We start from the raw sequence: 22,467 nt of genomic DNA on the forward strand, positions 1-22,467 counted from the left end.
ACGCTCCGGTGAAAGAGGAATTTTCATGACATACAACAAAAAGAGGACTCTGTCATATGGAGTGATTCTGATAAGTGTGTTGCTGGCTTATTTCTGCAGGCAGGTGAGAACGGAAAATGTTTTTATGAGAAATCTGGCAGATCAGTGTCGTAGCTGTATTTATCTGGGAATGTACTGTGCCTGGGTGATTTATCTTGGAAAGCATGTAGTACATAAAAAAACGCGCAGATGCCTGACTGCAATTGGCTGTCTGATGGTATTCTGGTTCTTTGTGCGGACAGTAAAATTTCATATTTTTCATGATCCTCTTGGAGAACATATCTGCTGGTATCTATATTATATTCCCATGATCCTGATTCCGGTTCTGGGTTTGGCAGCAGCAATGTTTTTGGGCGAAAAGGAGGAAGAGAAAACGGTCAGAAAGGTTATAATTTTATTGACCGTGGCAGCGATATTGATCGTAAGTGTTCTTACAAATGATTTGCATCAGATGGTATTTCGTTTTTCCAAACAGCCCCCATTTTCGGATAAAGATTACAGCTATGGTATTGTTTTTATGGTGATTCAGGGATGGATCTTGATCTGTCTGACAGGGATGGAAATCATTCTGATCAGAAAAAGCAAAATTCCGGGAAAGAAACAGTTCTGGCTGCCGGTAATTCCGGGAATATTGCTTCTGGGGTGGAATATCGGAAATATACTCCGCCTGCCTTTCATCAAAATCATTGCAGGGGATATGACGGCAGTGTGCTGTCTTTTAATGGCGGCAATTTTTCAGGGTTGTATATTATGTGGATTGATACAGACCAATAATCGATATTTTGAATTATTCCAGACTTCCGGAGGACTGGATGCAGAGATTACGGATCATTCTTTTCAGCGCTATTATCATTCCGGCGATTTCCCAGAGCTGTCGTCTGAACTGCGTAGAATCATAATCGATAGATCATCAGTACAGGAACAGGGAATCCGGATCAATCATATTCCTATAAGGGGAGGACATTTGTTTTGGTCAGAGGATATTTCGGTACTGCTGGATCAGTATCAGGATATTCGGGAACAGCAGGAGGAACTGACTGCCAGAAACCGTCTGTTACAGAAAGCTTATCAGAAAGAGGCTGAGCGTAGAAAGACAGAAGAACAGAACCGTCTGTTAAATATGATACAGAATCAGACTGCTGGTCAGCTGGAATTGCTGTCACAGTTTATGAATGAGCTGGAACGGACAGAATCAAGGGAACAATATGATCGGATTCTCGGTAAAATTGTAGTTGTTGGTACGTATTTGAAGCGGAGAAAGAATCTGGTGCTGACACAATATGCATCAGATGGAAATCTGCTTACAATGGAAGATCTCAGACAAAGCCTGGCGGAATCCTGTGACAGCTTAAAATTATGCAGGATTCGGGCTGCTTACTACGTGGAAAATGTGGATGTGCAGATGAATGCAGATGATATACTAAAATGCTATGACACCTTTGAATGGCTTGTGGAACGATTGGTTGATACCATGCAGTCTGTTTTTTACCGTGTGTCGCAGATTGATGATACTCTGCGGATTTCAGTTCATATTGTATCAGAGGCGGATCTGCGTGGATTCATGTCGGAAAGGCCGGAATTAAAAGTGCAGCAGGAAGATGAAAACGAATGGTTTATCAGATGTATCGTCTTCAGAAAGAGAGGCGGAAGATGATCAGTTTTGTGGAATGCAGTATGGCAATACAGAATGTTCTGATGATTCTTCTTGAAATCTGCATGATTCTGGAATTAATTCTCCTGCTGGTAAGAATCACCTGCTTTTCCGGGAAAAAGAAAATCGTAACGGCAGTGGCTGTCTTTATTGTTTCTTTTATGTTCATGGGTGCTCTGATGAATGATCACAGATATTGCCTGGGAGAAAGTTCCTATCAGCCAATGCTTCAGGGGTATCCGGTCAGTGTTTTAATGACGGTGGTTATAGGATTATTGCTTTATCTTTGCTGGTCAATCCGGAGCGAGAGACGCAGATATTATCATTCTCTGTCTTACTGGTCCGTGAATGAAGCTGTGAATGATGTTCCTTGTGGGGTCTGCTTTTCGGATCCTCTTGGAAGGATTGTTTTGTGTAATACCAAGATGCAGGAACTGAGCAGAATCATGACAGGTTCTTATTTGCAGGATTATGAGGTATTAAGGAAAGCAATGAGTGGGGAACTTGAATCGGAAGGTCTTTGCAGATTGAGTAAAGACAGTAATGTGTTTTATTTTCCTGATGGTTCCGTCTGGATGTTTCAGGAATATAGTCTGCAGGAGCCGGATTGTGCAGGATATCTGCAGACAGTGGCAGTTAATGTATCAGAAATTTATTACAATGGTGAAAAAATCAGGGCAAACAATGAAAAGCTGGAAATCCTGAATCATAAGCTGGAGGAAATGTACGAAAAAATCGGAGATAAAATCAGAGAGCAGGAGACGCTTGTCATGAAAATGCAGGTTCATGACAATTTTGGACGAAGCCTTCTGTCAATACGCAGAATATTGGAAAGGAAAGAAGATCCGGATAAAATGGATAAACAGTTGTCTGTATTGAAACATCTGGTTTATATTCTTACCGGTTCTGCTGTTGAGAGTATGGAAGAAGTATATGAGGATACGATCAGACATGCAGAAGAGCTTGGAATTTCAGTTCAGATCAGTGGGAACTTTCCCATGCATCCATCTTACAGGCTGCTGACAGACAGGGCAATCCGTGAATGTGTGACAAACTGTGCCAGACATGCCCATGGCAGTACTGTTTGGGTGAAGATAGACAAAAATGCAGATGAATATAATATTCAGATTACCAATGATGGAGAGGTGCCTGACAAAAATGCGGAAGAAGGCGGTGGTTTATCTGCGCTGAGAAAGGCCGCTGAATCAGGAAAATGCAGGATGCAGGTTTCTTTTTTTCCTGAGTTTTGTCTGATATTGAAAATGCCGTTGACAGAAAGGATGGGATTCGATGGTACGGATACTGATAGTAGAAGATCAGAAGATCATGCAGAAGTATTTTGAATATATTATTATGCAGGAGCCGGAATTCCGACATGTCCAGACAGTGTCAGATGCACGTGAAGCTGTAAAAATCTGTGGTTATTCGGCAATTGATCTTGTGATCATGGATGTGCAGACGTTTCATAATCATGATGGGCTCAGTGCCGGAAAAGAGATCAGGGAGAAGTATCCATATACAAAGGTATTGATCGTTACTTCCCTGATCGATCCCAAGGTGCTGGAGCGGGCCAGGAGTGGATGTGCAGACAGTCTCTGGTATAAGGATCATGGGGAAGAGGAAATACGGAGTGTGATCCACAGAACCTTAAATGGTGAGCATGTATTTCCGGATATGACGCCGAAGGTGGAGCTTAACTGGATCACAAGCGGTGATATCAGTCCCAGACAGCTTGAGATGCTTCGCCTGTATATCCGTGGAATGTCATATTCAGAGATTGCAAGAGAAATGAAATGTTCTACCTCCGGGGTGAGATGGAATTTTCAGGAAATGATCGCCAGGGCAGGATACAGCTGTAAAGAAGATCTGATAGCGGCTGCACTGGAAAGTAAGCTAATCGTAACTACGTTAAAATAGCAAGCTGATAAACTGCGAAGTTATTCTGTTATGAGCAGAAAGCGAAGTGTAGTGTAAATATCTGTTTGACAAGAAGGGAGATGAGAGTATGAAAAAATATTCGGTTGCTGTATGTGTTTGTGCGGTACTGTTTTCTGTTGGTATTCATGGCGCAGGTATGAGAGAAGTATTTGCCAGAGCACCTGGGGCAGATGAGAATCTGGCAATTCTGCAGGACATTATCAGGGAAAATGAATGTCAGGCCGGAATGGCATTTCTGGGATATACCTATGAAGGTGCAGAGGCAGCAGAGATACTTGAATATACCAGACAGGGAGAAGTGTCAGCTGCTTATCCTTTTTTACAGGATGGAACAGTGGTTGATGCAGGGGGATATGAAATTTATGCCATTGTCCCGGGGGATGATTGCAGGGTCAGCGTTTATCCGGCTCAGCCTACGGAAGAAGGGGAATATCTGGACGATCTGAATGCCCCATACTATACGGGGCAGGAGAATGAAATCATTATCCTGCGCTGCAATGTGAGTGAGATTCATTCCAATGTGATGGTTTCTGTACAGAAGCAGAATATGAGTGTGCAATACCATCCGATGGTGTCGTTAAAGGATGGACATCTTGCAGCAGAAACCCACTGCTATGATTTCTCCATATATTATAATTGGGATGAGTGTGATCCCGGGTATGATTCGGAACTGGATATCAGGATTGCCAGAGAACAGCTTTCAGAAACAGATGAAGTCAGCTATTACCTTGGTCTTGGGATGGCTCTGTGGTATACAGGTACTGAGGAGTACATTGAAGGAAGAAATTGTCCGGTATTTGTTCTGGGAACGGATCACGAGGATCATTTTACAAAAGAACATTATTATGCAGTAGGAGACAATGTGGTTTATTATTATGATCCGTCAGGTGATGCATGGATTCTGCTGGGGGCAGGCTGACAGAAGCTTCACCAACATATTATAGAATTTTGATTAATCAGAGAAAGAGGAAACAGACATGAATGATTTTTTGACAGAAAAAAATAAAAAAGCAGGGGTGTTGGGGAAACTGAAGTGGGTTCTTTGTGGCTTCTGCATACTTTTATCCCTGGGAGCCATTGGTGCATCGGAGAAGTATATTGGTGAAGGACGCTGGGGAATGGCAGCAACAGAGATTCTGCTCTGTCTGTTATTTTTATATCCGACTTTCAGGGAAGTTCAGAAAGCATTACGGAAGAAAAAATCCAGGGAAATTGCCTGCTGGTTTGAATCTTATGCCCAGAATACGGTCTCATTTGAAAAACTTGAACAGGAGCTGGGAAAAGGTGCAGTAAAAAATCTGGAAAAATTTATTGCCAGGGGATATATCCGGAATATCCAGATAGACAGAGAAGGAAATTATATTATGATTACTGCACCAAACAGACGTGTAAATGAAAAGATTTATATTACAGTTACCTGTGCCAGCTGCGGTGCAAAAAATCAGGTAATAAAAGGACGTCTGAGCAATTGTGAATATTGCGGACAGCGCCTTAACTCATGATAAAAGCTCTATGAGTGAGAGGAGGAAAATGGTTATGTAACTAAAGAAAGGATTCAGAAAGGAGAAAGCTATGAAAAGTTTAAAAAGAGTGATGCTTCCGATTGTATTTTTGTGTGTTTGTCTTTTGTGTGCATGTGGTGAGAAAAAGCCTGAAGAAGCAGCGCCCACAGCAACTCCTGCACCTACGGCAACACCCACACCGCTGCCGGAGTATAAAGAATATGATTATGTGGAGGGGAAATTTACGGTTACTCTTCCCTATGAAGCAGAAGAACCGACAGAAAAAGAGAGCTATCTGGAATTTACAGATCCAGATGGGAAATGGACAATGACACTTGCTCCCATAACAGCGGGACAGCTTTCTAATCGCATTACGGAGCTTGAATATGCACAGAATGCCCGTGAAGGAGGCGCAAAGCAGGTAAAAACAGAAGAAACCACCATCAGCGGTATGAATGCAATTGTATTCAGCTCTAATCTGGATGAAGCTAAAAACGGACCGGATCAGACAGCAGTATATCTGGGAAGCGGAGAATATGCTGCAATTCTGAAATATGAGGATCATTATGTAGGAAACTGGGATGGTCTGAAGATTGAAGTAAAAACAACAGAGCGTTTTGATGATATCTATACTGTGATGGAAGATAAGCTGATACAGACTGTGATGAAGGGAATAAAATTCCAGGAAGGAATTGAGTATGAAGAGGTGACTGCCAAAGGAATTTCCGTGAAACTGCCAACCCGGTGGCAGGGCAGAGAATATGCAGAGTTCTTTGTGAATGGAAAGATTCATTGCGCTTATGAGGGTAACCTGAATATTCAGATCGTCCACTTCCCGGATGCAAAGAAAAATGCAGAAAGAAAGGCAGACGGAGAAATAAAAGAAACAGATGTGGGAGAAAGCCATTACTATGTGGCATGCCGCAGGGAGGAAGGAGACATTACTCTTTACAGAGATCTGACAGATCAGTATATTTTAAGCATACTGGTGAGCATTCCTGATTGTCTGGAAGAAGAACTCTGGAAATTCCTGGACAGGGAAGAGATGAAAACATTGCTGGAAAGTCTGGAGATTGACCTGGAACAGCTTGAGGAGGAACAGCAGGATAATGGCGGCTATGAGAAAAATGGCTATGAGGAGCTGAGTGGTTATACAGGAGAAGGAACGGAGCTTGTTCTGCCTTCCAGCATTGAAGACACGGTAATGAATGGTGTTGCTAGACTGGCATTTAAGGATAATACAAAGATTACTTCTGTTGAAGTTCCGGAAGGAATGCGCTATATTGACGTTTCAGCATTTGAGGGCTGCACCGGTCTGAAAAAAATAACACTTTCGGATTCTCTGACCTGGATTGGAGGCTATGCTTTTTCAGGCTGTACCAGTCTGGAAACTGTGGTTTTCGGTAATCAGGCAGTAGAAATTGACGGATCTGCATTCAGAGATTGTGTAGCCTTGAGAGATGTGGAACTGCCTGCCAGTGAAAATTATCTTTGGGATTCCGCTTTCAGTGGGGCAGGAGCCGGGGGATACATACATATAGGAGATGGTTCAACAGTAAACGGCTGTTGCTTCATGGACACTGGATTTGAGGAAGCTGTCTTTGGAAAGGAATGTATTTTCGAAGGATTCGGAACCTTTTCCGGATCAAAAATCAAAAAGATCACATTGGGTGAAGGGATAACGGAATTACCGTCAGCATTTGCTTCCTTCTGTGATAATCTGGAGCAGGTAGATATGCCGGAAAGTCTGACGAAAATACCGGATGACTGTTTTTCGGCAAGTCCAAAGATGGAAAAAGAACAGTAGATTTATCAGATGTGCTCAATCAAAAATAGCGGCAGTGTTGCCGCTATTTTTATGTGTGCGCCTAGCGGCGCACGTTTCTAACGGGTTAAAATCCCGAATCCGCCCGGTAGTGGGAAGGATATAGCCGAAGGCAAGGGTGTCCATCGAGAGATGGAATCTGAAGGAAGCTGGATGTGAGGAACATACTAACTCACGGGCAAATCTCTGGTCTGACGAACAGAAATCTCATATGAGGTCATGCATGAGGGTAAGATTGCAGCTCAAATTGAAGCCCAATAACTACACGGAATGGAATGTAGAATATTTATTGAAAAACCAATGTGCTTTAATTCATTTATAAAACTGATATTTAATAATTTTTATCCTGATTGCAAGATTTATTTGGACCCCAATGATTATATATCTTTTGAGGTTGATGATAATTACGAATATGTAGAAGGTTTGACTAAAATTGTGTGTTAAGAAAAAAGAAGATAGCCAGTTTTATAAAAGTGGAATCAATATAGAATATATACAAAATAACGTCAGAAAATCATTGGTTAGAGAATATACATATTTAAGAAAGTTAAAAGGATTAACTCAAGCAGAGGTGGCAGAGAGAGCAGGAATTTCGAGAACAAATATATCAAGATTCGAAAGTGGGGAATATAATCCAACATTAGAGATGTTGGTAAAATTAGCAACAGCGATGGATTTGGATATTTTAGTTACATTAAAACCTAAAAATAATAATGATACAGAGTGTGACAATGACGTAACATCCTCTCCACCTACTTTGTGACAATTATATAACGTCCTCTATACAGAAATATTCGGTTTTAAGCCATTTTCGTGGCAAAAAAGCCGCATATTTTTTGTAGCAATGACTTGACATCCTCGGGGAGCCTGTGTATTTCGGAGAGTATACCAAAATGAAGATGATAGATGTTGTAACAAATGAAAAAATATGCTACGATATATACACAATGTGTAAAATACAAGGGGGAAGAAAATGGAAACAAAAGATGAAATTAGGAAATTACGAGAAAGTACCGGAATGAACAGAAAAGAATTTTGTGAATATTTTGAAATTCCGTATAGAACAGTGACAGAGTGGGAACGAGGAACCAGAAAGATGCCGGATTATGTATTACGTTTGTTAGCATATAAGGTAAAGATGGATAATCTTATCGTAAAGGAAGGTGTGAATGAAGAATAAAGTAATTGAAGTACAAAATGTGCAGATTTCTATTTCGAAACAGGAATTAGATGATTACATTTGTATTAAGTGCAGCGGAATGGATCAATAAAACAAATGCCATTGGATTATATGTAAAACGTGGGAAATATGGTGGTACATATGCACACAAAGATATTGCTTTTGAGTTTGCCTCTGCAATCAGTCCTGTGTTTAAGTTATATCTGATAAAGGAATTTCAGCGGTTAAAGGAAGAAGAAAACAACTCTGAACAAAAGGAATGGGATGCAAAACGTTTCTTAAGTAAAAATAATTATCTGATTCAGACGGATGCTGTAAAAAAATATTTGCTTCCTCAAATGAATTACAGGGAAAACCTTCAATGGTTGAGGTCATGTTGCCCAACGGAAGTACGGGACAGCTGCTAGATATTATGGATTATATCAGCAACAGTTTTATGATGCCGTTTATTGCATTGCTGTCGGCCATTTTTATAGGCTGGGTTATGAAACCTGACTGGATCGCAGAAGAGATGGAACGTGGTGGAAAACATTTCGGGCGTAAGAGGCTCTATGTGGTTATGATCAAGTATATATTGCCGGTTATTATGCTGATCTTGTTCCTGCAATCCACAGGTATACTGAATAATTTTTGATTTGAGAAATCTGTCTGCACTCAGAAGAAAATTCCCTGTGTAATATTAGTCCGGGGTGGGACGACCAGAAACTGGGAGTCCCATTTACCGGACACTAATTTTTCCAGAAGGATGTTGCTGCCCGGAACGAAATCCAGTTCCGAATGGATCCGGTCAGCATCCTTCTGGGCTTTTTTTACGAAATCCAGATCGTAACAGTCATAAAGACCGTTATCTATGATATCTACATGATAGTAATGCTCAAAATACATATCGAAAACAATATCTGCCATTTCTTTATCATATTTTTCCAGGAGACTGTCGTAAATAGAGTGGATGGAAAAGCCACTGTTATCTTTTCCAAACAGATACATATGACCGGGTTCTTTCAGATCCGGTGCATATCGCTCCGGAGTGATCAGGGCAAGTGCAACGCAGTCGGCAACTTTGGGGATGACTACAGTCTGTGAGCAGGAAACATCCTGCCAGGAGCCGCCGCAGAAGCCCATAGCTACAAGGACAGTATCAATGTCTGCGGGCAGCAGAGAGAGTGTTTCTAAAATATGAACTCGCATTTTTGCAGGATCCGAATGATATTCCCGATTGAGCTCAACGATCGGAAAATCAGTATGGCAGGCCAGTTGTGCCTGTCGGACAAATTCAGTCAGTGTCTGACAGGAAAGGATGACAGGATTCATTAATGAAAAACCTCCGATCATATAAAAGTGGTAACAGATAATAACATAGTAAATGCAGCAGTCTGAAAAAGCAACAGAAAAAGTACAGAGGAACAGCAACATTAAAACAGGAAAAAAGTTTTATATAACTAATACATGTTCCATAACAGTTGATGTACGAATATTAGTACATTCATAGACGGAACGGAAAAAATTATAGAAAAAATTTATAAAATTAGCCAATAAAACTAGATAATGCCACCATTTTGTGGTACATTTAATGAGAAGTACGTAAGAACTTATTTATCTGGTTTTATTGGTCCTTTTTTTGGAGTGCAGAGAAGGAGGGAACGGATAAGGGCAGATAATCATAAGGATATAATCTTTATCATAAGGAAGGTGAGCAATTGGAAAACTATACTAAGTACAAGCTGAAAAGCAGTGATGAGCTTACATCAGTGCTGAGCGGCAAGGACAACCTGTTCGTGATTGCCTGTAACAAATGTTTCAAGGAATTTGAGACTGTTGACGAACCGGATTGCGATGAGTTCCTGAAATTCGCCAAAGAGCAGGGAAAAACCATCACAGGCAGTGCGAAATTTGATTTCCTGTGCAATAAGATGCACACAGAAAGAAAATTACAGGATCTGCTTCCGGAAGGTACAGAGAATGTAGTAGTGATTTCCTGCGGTCTTGGTATTCAGACTGTTGCAGACCTGGCTGGCAAACCGGTCATTGCGGCAAGCAATACCCTGAATTACAGAGGCCATCACGGCATGGCACTTACGAAGAAGAGCTGTGATGCATGTGCACAGTGTTATCTGAACGTTACCGGAGGTGTCTGTCCTATCGTCGACTGTTCCAAGAGTCTTGTCAACGGACAGTGCGGCGGAGCTAAGAATGGCAAGTGTGAAGTAGACCCGAACAAGGACTGTGCCTGGGAAAAAATCTACCAGAGACTGGCGAAGCAGGGCCGTCTGGAGGAATTCCTCAATCAGCCCGTACAGGTTCGTGACTACTCCAAGGTTAACTTCAAGGTAATCAATGATTATGTGAAGTCCATCAGAGAAGACAGACTGAACGGATACTATGGCGGTGTTCATCCTTCAGAGCGTAAGGAATTCAGTGAGCACATTGCCCTGAAGAAATTCCCGGATCCGAAGACAGTTGTGATCTCCATGTCACAGCATCTTGGTGCACCGGCGAATCCGATCGTTCAGGTTGGCGATACCGTTAAAGTAGGTCAGAAGATCGGTGAAGCTGCCGGATTTATCAGTGCACCGGTACACTCAAGTGTAAGCGGAACCGTAGTTGCTGTTGAGCCACGTATGCATGGCACAAGAGGCAGCGAAGTAATGGCTGTTGTTATTGAATCAGACGGAAAAAATACTCTGCACGAATCCGTACAGCCACATGGCGATCTTGACAGCCTTACACCGGACGATATCATTGATATCATTCGTGAAGCAGGAATCGTTGGTATGGGCGGAGCTGGTTTCCCGACATGTGTTAAGCTGAAACCGGCCAAACCAGTTGACACTATTCTCCTTAATGGATGTGAGTGTGAGCCGCTTCTTACAGCAGACCACAGAGTTCTTCTTGAGTTTGCAGATGACATTATCTTCGGTCTGAAAGCAATCCTTAAGACAACAGGTGCCGGGAAGGGTATCATTGTTATTGAGGACAACAAGCCGGATGCGATTGAGTTAATGCAGGAAAAAGTTGCCAATATCGGTAACATGGAAGTTTTTGTTGCTAGAACCAAATACCCGCAGGGTGCTGAGAAAACCCTCATTAAACGCGTTATGGGCAGAAAGGTTCCAAGTGGCGGTCTCCCGGCAGATGTTGGCGTTGTTGTAGATAATATCAGTACCGTAAAAGCGATCTCCGATGCGATCCAGAAGGGCATGCCTCTGGTTGAGCGTGTTGCAACTGTAACAGGTGAGAAGATCAAGAATCCTGGCAACTTCATTATCAAGATCGGTACCAGCGTAAAAGAGCTGATCGATTACTGTGGTGGATTTACAGATGACGATGTTCAGGTCAAGATGGGCGGTCCGATGATGGGATTCCCTCTGAATACACTGGAAGTACCGATGATGAAGGGCTCCAACGGTATCATTGCCATCGATACAGACGAGACAAAAGAGCAGCCATGTATCAAGTGTGGACGCTGCGTGGATGTCTGTCCGATGGAGCTTTCTCCTCTGTATTTCGTGAAATATGCGAAGGAAGAGAACTGGCAGGGCATGAAAGACATGAATATCATGGATTGTGTTGAGTGCAGATGCTGTCAGTATATCTGTTCTTCCAAGATTCCGATCATTAACAGTATCAAAGCCGGAAAAAATGCAGTAAGGGGGATGAAGTGATATGTTGATTACCCAGTTAAAAGCAAAAGAAACGATCACATCACTGACAGCCGGAAAGAAAGTTTTTATCATCAACTGCCATGGATGCAAAGAAGTTCGTTTTCCGGAAAAAGAAGCTGTCAGCCTTCAGAAAGAGCTTTCTGCTGAAGGAAATGTGACCGGGATCATGACAACGGATTACATCTGTAATCCTGAAAATATGCAGTTACGTCTTCAGAAACACATGGATAAGATCCAGGCGGCAGATCTGGTTCTGGTATTCTCCTGTGGTGTTGGTGTACAGACAGTGGCTGAATATCTGGAAGATAAGATGGTTTGTGCAGCCTGCGATACATACCCGGTACCTGGTTTCCAGGGTGTGACACCGTTAGAGTATAAATGTGACCAGTGTGGGGAGTGCTATCTGAACCTCACCGGCGGAATCTGCCCGATCACAGCATGTTCCAAGAGTCTTGTCAACGGCCAGTGCGGCGGTTCCAAGAACGGTAAATGTGAAGTGGACAGTGATATGGAATGCGGCTGGGAGCGTATCTACAGACGACTGAAAGAGATCGGACGTCTTGACGCACTGAAATGCCCGACACAGATCCATAATTTCGCAACAGATGATGAAGTGAAATAAAACGGAGTGAACATATCTCAAATTTTAAATGATTGGAGCAATGTATAATGAAGATGAAAGAATTATTCGACCGTGGTGAATTCGTAGTTTCAGCAGAAGTAGGACCGCCAAAGGGAATCCATGTAGATGAGCTGGTAGAAGAGGCAAAAACATATCTCAAGGGTGTTCATGCAGTAAACGTAACAGATAACCAGTCTTCTGTTATGCGTCTTGGTTCTCTTGCAATGTGTAAGGTTCTCAAGGATGCGGGTATGGATCCGATCTTCCAGCTTGCATGTCGTGACAGAAACCGTATTGCTCTGGAGTCTGACCTTTTAAGCGCAGCAATGCTGGGCATCGAGAATATCCTCTGCCTGACAGGCGACCATACCAAGATGGGTGATCATCCACAGGCAAAACCGGTATTTGACCTTGATTCCGTATCTCTTCTTCACACAGTGAAGCTTCTGGAGTCTGGTGTAGATCTTGGTGGCAATCAGCTTGTGGGCGAGCCTCCGAAATTCTCCAAGGGTGCAGTAGTATCTCCATGCAGCGATTCCGTTGATGCACAGCTTGCAAAGATGGAGCGTAAGGTTGCAGCAGGTGCTGATTACTTCCAGACACAGGCTGTATTTGAGCCGGAGAAATTCATTAAATTTATGGAAAAAGCGAAACAGTTCGGAAAACCTGTACAGGTTGGTATCATCATCCCGAAGTCCGCAGGAATGGCAAAATTCATGAATAATAACGTTGCCGGTATCCATGTTCCGGATGAGATGATTGAAGAGCTGAAAGCAGACAAGGAAAAAACAAAAGCAGGTATCACAGGTGTTGAGATCGCAGCACGCATCATCAAAGAGTGCAAGCCATACTGTCAGGGTGTACATATCATGGCACTTGGCTGGGAGTCCAAGATTCCGGAGCTGCTGAAACAGGCTGAGATCTAAACATAAAAAATTCTGACGGGAAACAATTGTCGGATCAATTATCAGAAATATTATTCAGGAATAACAGGAAAGAGCTTTCCGAAAACGGATGCAGGAGTTGCATTCAGAACGGAAGGCTCTTTTTTTTGTAAGAATATGTAGAATGCTGTAAGAAAAAACTTCTCTACAGTACAAATTTATGCTATGATTTTCATGCTGGACATACTATGGTCCTGCAGCAGTTTCAGAAATTACTGCATCCGAAGCGGCAGAAACGGGTACAGTAATTTCCGGGACTTCTGTAAAAAGGATAAGAGAATAAATAACGGAGGAAAGACTTCAGCCAGTGAAGATACGGGAAGCTCTGAGTACAAAGTTTGTATGATCACGGATGCTGCGGATATTACAGACCAGTCATTTAATCAGACAACGTATGAAGCGTGCAGAGATTACTGTAAAGCCAACAATATTGACTTCACGTATAAGAAAACGGACGGTGATACAGACTATGCCAGAACAGCCATGGTGGATGTGGCAGTTGCGGAAGGGTACAACATTATTGTACTTCCGGGCTATGTATTCGCGCAGACAGTCGTGGACACTTCTTTTAAATATCCAGATGTTAAATTTATTGCACTGGATATGAATGCCGGAGATATCGGAGCAGCGGCAGCTACCGTATTTGTCAAAGCCATCAATATGGCGGAGAATCCAAACAACGTATCATCCACGATTCAGTACATTCACCAGAAAAAAGCGTTTTCTATTGTGAAGATCGCAGGTTTTGAGGTGAACTGGTTTATGATCATCACGATCGTACTTCTGATCGCGGCGAACATTGTATTATACCGTACTCGTCTGGGACTTCGCCTGATGGCCTGCGGTGAGCATCCACAAGCAGCAGATTCCGTTGGAATCAATGTTTACAAGATGCTTCCGTATATTATTTTTCTGCTTGTGCTTGCTGTTTCTTCCAAGAAATCAAGAGCACCGAAGGCAGAAGGAATCCCTTATGATAAGGGACAGAGATAAAGGAGGAAAAGGTAATGGGAATTGTAGTGATCGGAGATGTTTTTATTGATGTCAAGGGCTATTCTACATCGCCATATATTCCGTATGGACGAAACGCAGGGACTGTGGTTCAGATCCATGGCGGAGTAGGACGAAATGTGGTAGAGGATATCGCCAACGTGGAGCTGGAGCCTACATTTGTCAGTGCCGTAGATGATGACAGTATGGGCGAGGATGTGATCCGTAAGCTGGACCGCCATAAGGTAAATACCCAGTATATGAAAAAAGTTGAAAACGGAATGGGAACATGGCTTGCAGTTTTTGACCATGAGGGAGATGTAGTTGGTTCCATTTCAAAAAGACCGGATCACAAATGGATCGAGCAGATCCTGGATGAACACGGAGACGAGATCTTTAAGGATGCGGACAGTGTTGCAATCGAGATCGATCTGGACAAGGACATCGTAAAAAAGACATTTGCCTATGCTGAGAAATACAACAAAAAGGTCTATGCCCTGGTTTCCAATATGAGTATTGCCATTGAGAGAAGAGATTTCCTGCGGAAAACAGAGTGTTTTGTATGCAATCAGCAGGAAGCGGGAATTCTTTTTTCAGAGGACTATGAGAATGTGTCTCCGGAAGATCTTGCAGATATTCTTCTGGAGCGTATCCGTTCCGCAACGATCTCAAAGATGGTAGTGACCATGGGTGATAAAGGTGCTGTGTATGTAGATGAGAATGGTGATAAAGGTGTCTATCCGGCACTGAAGGTCGACGTCATTGACACCACCGGAGCAGGAGATGCGTTTTTCTCCGGTGTATGCATCGGGCTTACATACGGAAAAACCTTACGGGAAGCCTGCGCGATCGGCACCAGACTTTCTTCAACTGTAATCTGTACATCAGAGAATATCTGCCCGAGATTCATGCCGGAAGAGTTCGGGCTTACGAGGTAAGAGAAGATGGAAAGTATTATTATCGGAATTGCCGGAGGATCTGGCTCTGGTAAATCTACATTTACAAACAGACTGAAGAAACATTTCGGAGATGATGTGGTAGTGATCTATCATGATAATTACTACCGCAGACAGGATGGAATCCCTTTTGAAAAACGTGTAAAGGTAAATTATGACCATCCGGATTCTCTGGAAACAGATCTTCTGGTGGAGCAGCTGAAGCAGCTGAAGGAAGGCAAAACCATTGAATGCCCGGTATATGACTACAGTCAGCATAACCGCTCAGACAAGGTAATAAAGATCGAGCCGCGCCCGGTCATTCTGGTAGAAGGAATCCTTCTTCTTGCAGATGAGAGGATCCGGGATCTTCTGGATATCAAGGTTTATGTGGAGGCTGATGCAGATGAGAGGATCCTGCGCCGTATCTCCAGAGATGTGGAGGAGCGTGGAAGAGACCTTAACGGAATCATCGATCAGTATCTGACTACGGTGAAACCGATGCATTATCTGTACGTGGAGCCTACAAGAGCCAAGGCAGATATTGTGATCAACAGCGGTAAGAATAATGTAGCGTTTGATCTGTTTGTATCCAAGATCGAGCAGCTGCTTGAGGAACTGAAGAAATAAAAAATAAAACAACCGACAGACAGAAGCATTTCAGAGATCAGAAAATACAGGATCTCTGAAAAAATCTGGTGTCGGTTGTTTTTTTGTTTTAAACGCTTCGGATAAACTGATCCACATAAAACAGTGCAGCGCCGATCGCAGGGGTATACTGTCCGTGTGTGCCAACCAGAATCTGCGATTTGCCAATCGGAAATGGCGAGGAAGAATTAATATGCTCCAGCAGCTGGTTAATATCTTCTTCTGTGAAATATGGTGCCAGATATCCGCTGATAATGATCGGCGCGTCCACGATCAGGTTCAGGTTTCTCATGGCAAAGGCCAGATGCCTAAGATAATCTTCCCAGAGACTGGTAAGCCGGGGAGATTTTTTTTCGCGGAGAAGAGGAAAAAATTCTTTTACAGGCATGCCAGCAGACTGCTCCAGGGAATTGGCGGAACAGTAGGTTTCCAGGCAGCCGTGGTTTCCGCAGTAGCATAAAGGACCATCCGGATCCATGCACATATGCTCCAGAGTTCCGCTGTGCATGGAGCTGCCCTGATGGATCCTGTGATCAGTAATGATGGCACCGCCCAGGTTGCGGTTCAGAAGAAAGACCACAGCACTGTCAAGCTCCGGATGATTCCACAGCTCCAGGAAGGCTGCTGACTTGGAATCGTGCTCCAGATGGCAGGGATAAGGAAGATGACGGGAAAAATCCTCCAGGCACATGCCGGTATTGTTCATGATATTTCCATAGATCACCGTGGAGTTATCCGGTGAGGTGATTCCCTGAGTGGCGATGGAAATGCCGAGGATCTTCTGCTCGTCGTAATGATGTTCTGCGATAAATCCGCGGATTTTATCCGTAAGCTTTTTATAGTAATCCTCTGTATTGGAATATGGCAACGGAATAGTATCTGTGTAAAAAGCATTTCCATACAGATCAATAGCTGTGATATGGAACATGTTTTTCAGGATTCCGATTCCGATGGAAATGCGGAAATCTGCGACGATCTGTATAGCCTGAGCCTTCCGCCCGCCTGTGGAATCAAAATATCCGTTACGGTCAATCAGCCCTTCTTTTTCGAGGAGATTTAGATTCTGGCTTACAGTGGAAAGTCCCATCTGAAGATCCTGTACGATCTGCATTTTGGAAGTCTGCCTGTTTCTGTAAATATATTGATAAACCTTGGAACGGTTTATTTTCTTTAAAGTGATAGTGGTTAATCCTTTTTCGCTCATAAAATTCTCCCGATTCTGTTAACAAATATGATTCTTTAATAGTGTTAAAAGATATGATTAAGTCTAAATTGTATTTTATATGAAAAAGTCTGAAAATGCAATGACAGCACTTTCTAAATACAGGACAGGGTGGAAACAAGTAAAAGTGTACAAAAAAAGATTTAAAAAATTAGAGCTTCTGTCAATGGATTTTTAAAAATGAAAGTTATATACTCTACTTACAGTTAAGACATAAACATAAGTCAAAGACGCAACTATAATATTAAAGTGAAAAGCGAAAAACAGGGAGGTTTCAAAATGAAATTAACAAGAAACGGAATCAAAGAACATGAAGCATGGGAAAAAGCAGGAATCGATCTTCCGGGATATGACGTGGAAGCAGTTTCCGAGAAGGCAAGAAGAGAACCGGGCTGGGTACACTTCGGAATCGGAAATATTTTCCGTGTATTTATTGGCGGGATCGCAGACGGACTTCTGGAGGAAGGCGTTCTGGACCGCGGCATTACCTGCGTGGAGACTTTTGACTATGATGTAGTAGATAAGATCTATGAGCCATATGACAATCTGGGACTGAACGTGATCCTTCACGGAGACGGAACACGTGAATATAAAGTACTCGGAGCACTTGCAGAGGCAGTGAAGGCACAATCCTCAGATCCGGCACAGTGGAACCGCCTGAAAGAGATCTTTGCAAGCAAGTCACTGCAAATGGTTTCTTTTACTATTACAGAGAAGGGCTATGCACTTCAGAAAGCAGACGGAACCTGGTTCCCGTTTGTGGAAGCAGATATTAAAAACGGTCCGGATAAGGCAACAGGAGCAATGGCAGTTCTTGTGGCTATGCTGAATGAAAGATATAAAGCAGGAAAATATCCGATCGCTCTGGTATCTATGGATAACTGCTCACAGAACGGTGCCAAGCTCCGTGAGTCCGTGCTGACAATGACAGAGGAGTGGCATAAAGCAGGCTTTGTAGATGATGGCTTCGTAGATTATGTAACGGATGAGAAGGTGGTTGCATTCCCGTGGACCATGATCGACAAGATCACACCTCGTCCAAGCGAGCAGATCGCAGCAGACCTTGAGAAGCTTGGAGTTGAAGACATGCAGCCGGTGATCACAGGAAAGAAAACATACATAGCACCATTTGTTAATGCTGAGAAGCCACAGTATCTTGTTATTGAGGACAGCTTCCCTAACGGACGCCCTGCTCTGGAAAAGGGCTTCGGCGTATACATGGCAGACAGAAATACCGTCAATCTTTCCGAGAGAATGAAAGTAACCGTATGCCTGAATCCAGTACATTCTGCAACCGGCCCTCTTGGTGTGGTACTTGGATATGATCTCTTTGCACATATGCTGAACACCAACGAAGATATGATGAAAATGGCACGTATGGTTGCTTATGACGAGGGACTTCCGGTAGTTGCAGATCCTGGAATTCTTTCCCCACAGGCATTTGTGGATGAGCTTTTCAATGACCGTTTCCCGAATGAGTATCTTGGAGATACCAACCTTCGTCTGGCTGTAGATGTGTCCCAGATGGTAGGTATCCGTTTCGGTGAGACTGTAAAAGCATATGTGAAGAAATTTGGAGATGCTTCCAGACTGACAGCAATCCCTCTTGGAATCGCGGGATGGCTGAGATACATGCTGGCTGTAGATGATGAAGGAAATAAATTTGAGCTTGCACCGGACCCGATGAACGAGGAGATCACAGAGCAGCTTGGCGATATCGTGATCGGAAAACCGGAAACCTTCAAGGATCAGCTGAAGCCGATCCTTTCCAATGAGAGACTGTTCTTCACAGACCTTTATAAAGATGGTGTCGGAGAGAAGATCGAGGATATGTTCCGTGAGATGATCGCAGGACCCGGAGCTGTAAAGGCAACTATTCATAAATATGTAAAATAAAACCAGGGTTACGAAAACAGTTTATGTAAGTATTGAATAAAGAGAAATGAGGTAAATGGAAAGATGACAGAACCGGTATTTGCGGCAGATCCGGCAAGACTGTTGATCGCGGCAGCAGCAGGAATTTTATTATTATTGTTACTTATCATAAAATTTAAGATCCACCCGGTTTTATCTCTGCTGATCGCTGCACTGGTTATCGGACTTGGTGCCGGAATGCCGGTTCCAACACTGGTAAGCACTGTGGAAAACGGCGCAGGAGAAACTTTACAGGGGATCATACTCCTGATCGGTCTGGGTTCTCTGTTCGGCGGGATATTGGAAGTGTCCGGCGGCGCACAGTGCGTTGCCCAGACACTGGTAAGCAAATTTGGTGAAAAAAAGGCAGGGATCGCTCTTGGAATCACAGGACTTGTGGTAGGAACTACCGTATTTTTTGAGGCTGGCGTTGTGATCCTGATCCCTCTGGCATTCGGACTTGCGAAGAAAACAAAGAAATCTACTTTATATTATGTAATCCCGCTTCTTGCGGGCCTTGCCACCGGTTTTGCATTCATTCCGCCATCAGCAGGATCTGTTCTGGTGGCAAATATGCTGAATGTAGACCTCGGAGTGATGATCGCGGTAGGTGTGCCGGTGGGTATTTTATCCCTGATCTTTGCGGGAATCTTATGGTCCAAATTTATCGGTAAAAAGATCAACACAGGGCTGCCCTCCAATATCCAGGAGGTACGTGAGGAGGAAGAAGCCAATCTTCCTAAGTTTTCTACAGTATTATGTATCATTCTTGTTCCGCTGGTGCTGATCCTGTGCAATACAGTTTCTGAATACATTCCGGGGATCGACGCGGCACGTCCTGTTATGGAATTCCTGGGAACACCTTTTGTGGCACTGATCATAGCAGTATTGCTTGCCATGTATTTCCTCGGAAAGAAACAAGGCTACAATGGAGATCAGTTAAAGAAGATCCTGGATCGTTCTCTGAAGCCTACAGGACAGATTCTTCTGGTTATCACTGGTGGAGGTATCATCCGCTGGGTGCTGCAGGACTGCGGTATGGGAAACATTATAGGACCAGCTCTGGAAAAAAGCGGACTTCCGCTGGTACTGGTTGCATTCCTTATTGCAGCTCTGATCCGTGCATCTGTTGGTGCGGCAGTTGTGGCTATGACAATGGCAGCAGGAATTATGGCCGCTATGCCTGGAGGTGCAGACCTGTCACCGGTTTATCTGGCAGCAATGGTCTGTGCCATCAACGGCGGTGCAACGGCATTCAGCCATGTAAATGATTCCGGATTCTGGCTGGTAAGCTCTCTTCTTGAGATTGATGAGAAAACAACCCTGAAATCCTGGACAATGATGGAAACCATCGTAGGAGTAACAGGTCTGGTCTGTGCTGTTGTGATCAGCCTGTTTGCATAGGAGAGTGGATAAAAATGATAGTAAAAGTAATTTTAGGCACAATGCAGAATGCAAGAAAGCTGGTAAGTATTGCAGAATCCATCCCCTGTGATGTAGAATTATGTTATGGCCGTTATGTTGTAAATGCGAAGTCTATGCTTGGGGTTCTGAGCGTGCCCGAATTTGATGAGGGAGAGCTGCATGTCCATACAGATAATGAAAAAGAATGTGAAAAGATCCTGTTTCAGCTGCTCGAACAGAATCTTCTTGCGGATACCAACGATGCAGCGCAAAGATCTATCTACGATATCACAACCTTTGGTGAGATCCTGATCGATTTTACATCTCAGGATATCAACGAGGACGGACAGATGCTTTATGCCAGAAATCCGGGCGGGGCACCTGCCAATGTTGCAGTTGCAGCCAGCAGACTCGGTGCACATACTGCATTTATCGGAAAAGCCGGAAAAGACATGCATGGAGAATTCCTCCGTTCTGTTCTTCAGAGAGAAAAAGTAGATACAAAAGGGATGCTTCTGGATGAGGATTATTTCACAACTCTGGCTTTTGTGGAGGTAAATGAAAGTGGAGAGCGTACATTCTCCTTTGCAAGAAAGCCGGGCGCAGATACGAAGCTCCAGAAGGAAGAGGTAGATGTGGATGTGCTGGACCGCACGAATATTTTTCATGTGGGCTCTTTGTCACTGACAGACCAGCCTGCAAGGGATACTACATTTTATGCGGTAAGAAGAGCGAAAAACAAAGGCAGTGTGATCTCCTATGATCCCAATTACCGTGCGTCGCTGTGGCCGGATGAAAAAACTGCGAAGAAGCATATGAGAAGTCTGGTTCCCTATGTGGATCTTATGAAGATTTCAGATGAGGAAACTGAGCTTTTGACAAATCATAAGGATGTCCGGGAAGCAGCAGAAGCACTGTACAGCCAGGGCGTGAAAGTTGTGGCAGTTACACTTGGCGGCGAAGGAGCATATCTTTACAGCAAGGATGGCGGCTGTATGGTGCCGGGATTTGCAGTGAAACAGATCGCAGACACGAACGGAGCCGGAGATTCTTTCTGGGGTGGTTTCTTGTATAAGGTCAGCACATCGGAGAAAAATCTGGACGAGCTGACCCAGGAGGATTTGAAGGAATTTGCGCGTTTCGGCAATGCAGTGGCCAGTCTCTGCGTAGAGAAAAAAGGCGCGATCCCGGCAATGCCGGAGCTTGCACAGGTGGAACGCAGAATTGCAGAGTGAACGTATTCATAAACCTGTAGCAGAGTTGAATCTAAATTGCGAAGCGATTGTGTTTATGAGCATGTCAGATTTATGAAAGAATGGGGTTTTGAAATGAATTTAAAGGATCAGATGAATGGAGTTCAGCACGTAGGTGTGCCGACAAATGACATTGAGACAACTATTAAATTTTATGAAGCACTGGGCTTTGAGGTCGCTTTCCGAACAGTAAACGAGGCTGCAAATGAGGCAGTTGCTTTCCTGAAGCTTGAAAATCTTGTAATCGAGACTTACGAGAATAAAGCAGCAAAAATGGAATCCGGTGCTATCGATCATGTTGCCATTGATGTGAAGGATATTGAGAAAGTCCACGAGCTGGTGACAGCAGCAGGACTGAATACCACCAATGATGAGGTGCATTTCCTTCCGTTCTGGGAGAATGGCGTGAAGTTCTTTACTATTGAAGGCCCGAATAAGGAGAAGGTGGAGTTCAGCCAGTATTTATAAGAAGTAAATGAAATTGTGTTCATGAGTGTGGAACAGAGTACAATACAGAGGTTCGTTTTGTGTTGCATACAGCCTGTCAGATATAAGATGATTAAAGATCATCGTGTATCCGGCGGGCTGTTTTATGTATCAGACAGAATTTGGGGCCGTGGGAAAATTTCTTGCATGAAATGGATAATGAGACTACAATGAGATGCAGATGTGCTATAGAAGATCAGGATTAGCAGTAGATGAGATGATTCCTGAAGAATAAAAACGGGAAATGGATTT

Annotated in this window: 22 protein-coding genes and 1 pseudogene; 21 read left to right on the top strand and 2 right to left on the bottom strand. The window is 43.5% G+C overall.

The features are described from left to right. The first annotated feature begins 25 nt into the window (after positions 1-25). The 11 genes and pseudogenes from WMO28_RS03715 (at position 26) to WMO28_RS03760 (ending at position 8,769) form a co-directional block, all read left to right on the top strand. The gene (locus WMO28_RS03715) at positions 26-1,693 is read left to right on the top strand and encodes a histidine kinase N-terminal 7TM domain-containing protein (protein ID WP_349056109.1); all 1,668 of its coding nucleotides are present in this window, start codon (positions 26-28) and stop codon (positions 1,691-1,693) included. Further along, positions 1,648-3,033 carry a sensor histidine kinase gene (locus tag WMO28_RS03720; RefSeq protein WP_349056110.1) on the top strand — a complete coding sequence of 462 codons (1,386 nt, stop codon included), beginning with the start codon at positions 1,648-1,650 and terminating at the stop codon, positions 3,031-3,033. The genes WMO28_RS03715 and WMO28_RS03720 overlap by 46 nt, the downstream gene beginning before the upstream one ends. Continuing rightward, positions 2,981-3,607 (top strand): response regulator, encoded by a 627-nt coding sequence (locus WMO28_RS03725; RefSeq protein ID WP_349056111.1) that lies wholly within the window; start codon positions 2,981-2,983, stop codon positions 3,605-3,607. Before WMO28_RS03720 ends, WMO28_RS03725 begins: the two co-directional genes overlap by 53 nt. 88 nt (positions 3,608-3,695) lie before the next feature. After that, complete coding sequence (locus WMO28_RS03730; RefSeq protein WP_349056112.1) at positions 3,696-4,547, top strand: hypothetical protein; 852 nt, start codon at positions 3,696-3,698, stop codon at positions 4,545-4,547. A 58-nt stretch (positions 4,548-4,605) separates the two neighbouring features. Then, positions 4,606-5,130, top strand: coding sequence for a hypothetical protein (locus WMO28_RS03735; RefSeq protein ID WP_349056113.1), 525 nt, complete (start codon positions 4,606-4,608; stop codon positions 5,128-5,130). Between the two features lie 70 nt (positions 5,131-5,200). Beyond that, on the top strand, positions 5,201-6,937 hold the full coding sequence (locus tag WMO28_RS03740) for a leucine-rich repeat protein (protein WP_178643848.1): 1,737 nt from the start codon (positions 5,201-5,203) through the stop codon (positions 6,935-6,937). A 288-nt stretch (positions 6,938-7,225) separates the two neighbouring features. Beyond that, positions 7,226-7,399 (top strand): DUF2290 domain-containing protein, encoded by a 174-nt coding sequence (locus WMO28_RS17205; protein WP_494337481.1) that lies wholly within the window; start codon positions 7,226-7,228, stop codon positions 7,397-7,399. Beyond that, positions 7,389-7,718 carry a helix-turn-helix domain-containing protein gene (locus WMO28_RS03745; RefSeq protein WP_016289755.1) on the top strand — a complete coding sequence of 110 codons (330 nt, stop codon included), beginning with the start codon at positions 7,389-7,391 and terminating at the stop codon, positions 7,716-7,718. The genes WMO28_RS17205 and WMO28_RS03745 overlap by 11 nt, the downstream gene beginning before the upstream one ends. Before the next feature lie 210 nt (positions 7,719-7,928). Beyond that, complete coding sequence (locus WMO28_RS03750; RefSeq protein ID WP_349056114.1) at positions 7,929-8,135, top strand: helix-turn-helix domain-containing protein; 207 nt, start codon at positions 7,929-7,931, stop codon at positions 8,133-8,135. Between the two features lie 56 nt (positions 8,136-8,191). Further along, positions 8,192-8,503: pseudogene (locus tag WMO28_RS03755) on the top strand (KilA-N domain-containing protein); the annotation flags it as partial. A 44-nt stretch (positions 8,504-8,547) separates the two neighbouring features. Beyond that, complete coding sequence (locus tag WMO28_RS03760; RefSeq protein WP_349056116.1) at positions 8,548-8,769, top strand: hypothetical protein; 222 nt, start codon at positions 8,548-8,550, stop codon at positions 8,767-8,769. Positions 8,770-8,789: 20 nt separating this feature from the next. On the opposite strand, the gene WMO28_RS03765 is transcribed toward WMO28_RS03760, so the two are convergent. Continuing rightward, positions 8,790-9,446: a DUF1638 domain-containing protein gene (locus tag WMO28_RS03765; protein WP_349056117.1), complete on the bottom strand. Its 657-nt coding sequence runs from the start codon at positions 9,444-9,446 to the stop codon at positions 8,790-8,792. A 386-nt stretch (positions 9,447-9,832) separates the two neighbouring features. Between WMO28_RS03765 and rsxC the strand changes: the two genes are divergently transcribed. The 6 genes from rsxC (at position 9,833) to udk (ending at position 15,918) form a co-directional block, all read left to right on the top strand. Continuing rightward, positions 9,833-11,797 (top strand): electron transport complex subunit RsxC, encoded by a 1,965-nt coding sequence (rsxC, locus tag WMO28_RS03770; RefSeq protein WP_178644640.1) that lies wholly within the window; start codon positions 9,833-9,835, stop codon positions 11,795-11,797. Between the two features lies 1 nt (position 11,798). Next, the gene (locus tag WMO28_RS03775; protein ID WP_178642806.1) at positions 11,799-12,419 is read left to right on the top strand and encodes a methylenetetrahydrofolate reductase C-terminal domain-containing protein; all 621 of its coding nucleotides are present in this window, start codon (positions 11,799-11,801) and stop codon (positions 12,417-12,419) included. A 47-nt stretch (positions 12,420-12,466) separates the two neighbouring features. Continuing rightward, positions 12,467-13,345 (top strand): methylenetetrahydrofolate reductase, encoded by an 879-nt coding sequence (locus tag WMO28_RS03780; RefSeq protein ID WP_349056118.1) that lies wholly within the window; start codon positions 12,467-12,469, stop codon positions 13,343-13,345. A gap of 360 nt (positions 13,346-13,705) precedes the next feature. After that, positions 13,706-14,356, top strand: a complete 651-nt coding sequence (locus WMO28_RS03785; RefSeq protein ID WP_349056119.1) for a BMP family ABC transporter substrate-binding protein — start codon at positions 13,706-13,708, stop codon at positions 14,354-14,356. A gap of 14 nt (positions 14,357-14,370) precedes the next feature. Then, entirely contained in the window at positions 14,371-15,291 is a 921-nt protein-coding gene (locus WMO28_RS03790; protein ID WP_349056120.1) for a PfkB family carbohydrate kinase, read from the top strand. A gap of 6 nt (positions 15,292-15,297) precedes the next feature. Beyond that, positions 15,298-15,918: a uridine kinase gene (gene udk, locus WMO28_RS03795; protein ID WP_178645517.1), complete on the top strand. Its 621-nt coding sequence runs from the start codon at positions 15,298-15,300 to the stop codon at positions 15,916-15,918. A gap of 88 nt (positions 15,919-16,006) precedes the next feature. Here udk and WMO28_RS03800 read toward each other — a convergent pair whose 3' ends face one another. Beyond that, entirely contained in the window at positions 16,007-17,140 is a 1,134-nt protein-coding gene (locus tag WMO28_RS03800; protein ID WP_349056121.1) for an ROK family transcriptional regulator, read from the bottom strand. 297 nt (positions 17,141-17,437) lie between these two features. Here WMO28_RS03800 and WMO28_RS03805 point away from each other — a divergent pair, with 297 nt between their 5' ends. From WMO28_RS03805 to WMO28_RS03820, 4 genes are all read left to right on the top strand, one after another. Beyond that, on the top strand, positions 17,438-19,054 hold the full coding sequence (locus WMO28_RS03805) for a mannitol dehydrogenase family protein (RefSeq protein WP_349056122.1): 1,617 nt from the start codon (positions 17,438-17,440) through the stop codon (positions 19,052-19,054). Between the two features lie 63 nt (positions 19,055-19,117). After that, positions 19,118-20,476 carry a GntP family permease gene (locus WMO28_RS03810; protein ID WP_349056123.1) on the top strand — a complete coding sequence of 453 codons (1,359 nt, stop codon included), beginning with the start codon at positions 19,118-19,120 and terminating at the stop codon, positions 20,474-20,476. A gap of 14 nt (positions 20,477-20,490) precedes the next feature. Further along, the gene (locus WMO28_RS03815; protein WP_349056124.1) at positions 20,491-21,711 is read left to right on the top strand and encodes a PfkB family carbohydrate kinase; all 1,221 of its coding nucleotides are present in this window, start codon (positions 20,491-20,493) and stop codon (positions 21,709-21,711) included. A gap of 72 nt (positions 21,712-21,783) precedes the next feature. Beyond that, positions 21,784-22,197 carry a VOC family protein gene (locus WMO28_RS03820; RefSeq protein ID WP_435375808.1) on the top strand — a complete coding sequence of 138 codons (414 nt, stop codon included), beginning with the start codon at positions 21,784-21,786 and terminating at the stop codon, positions 22,195-22,197. Positions 22,198-22,467: the final 270 nt, after the last annotated feature.

Origin of the sequence: Blautia aquisgranensis (assembly GCF_040096615.1) — a bacterium.
In the GTDB taxonomy this organism is placed as follows: Bacteria; Bacillota; Clostridia; order Lachnospirales; family Lachnospiraceae; genus Blautia_A; species Blautia_A aquisgranensis.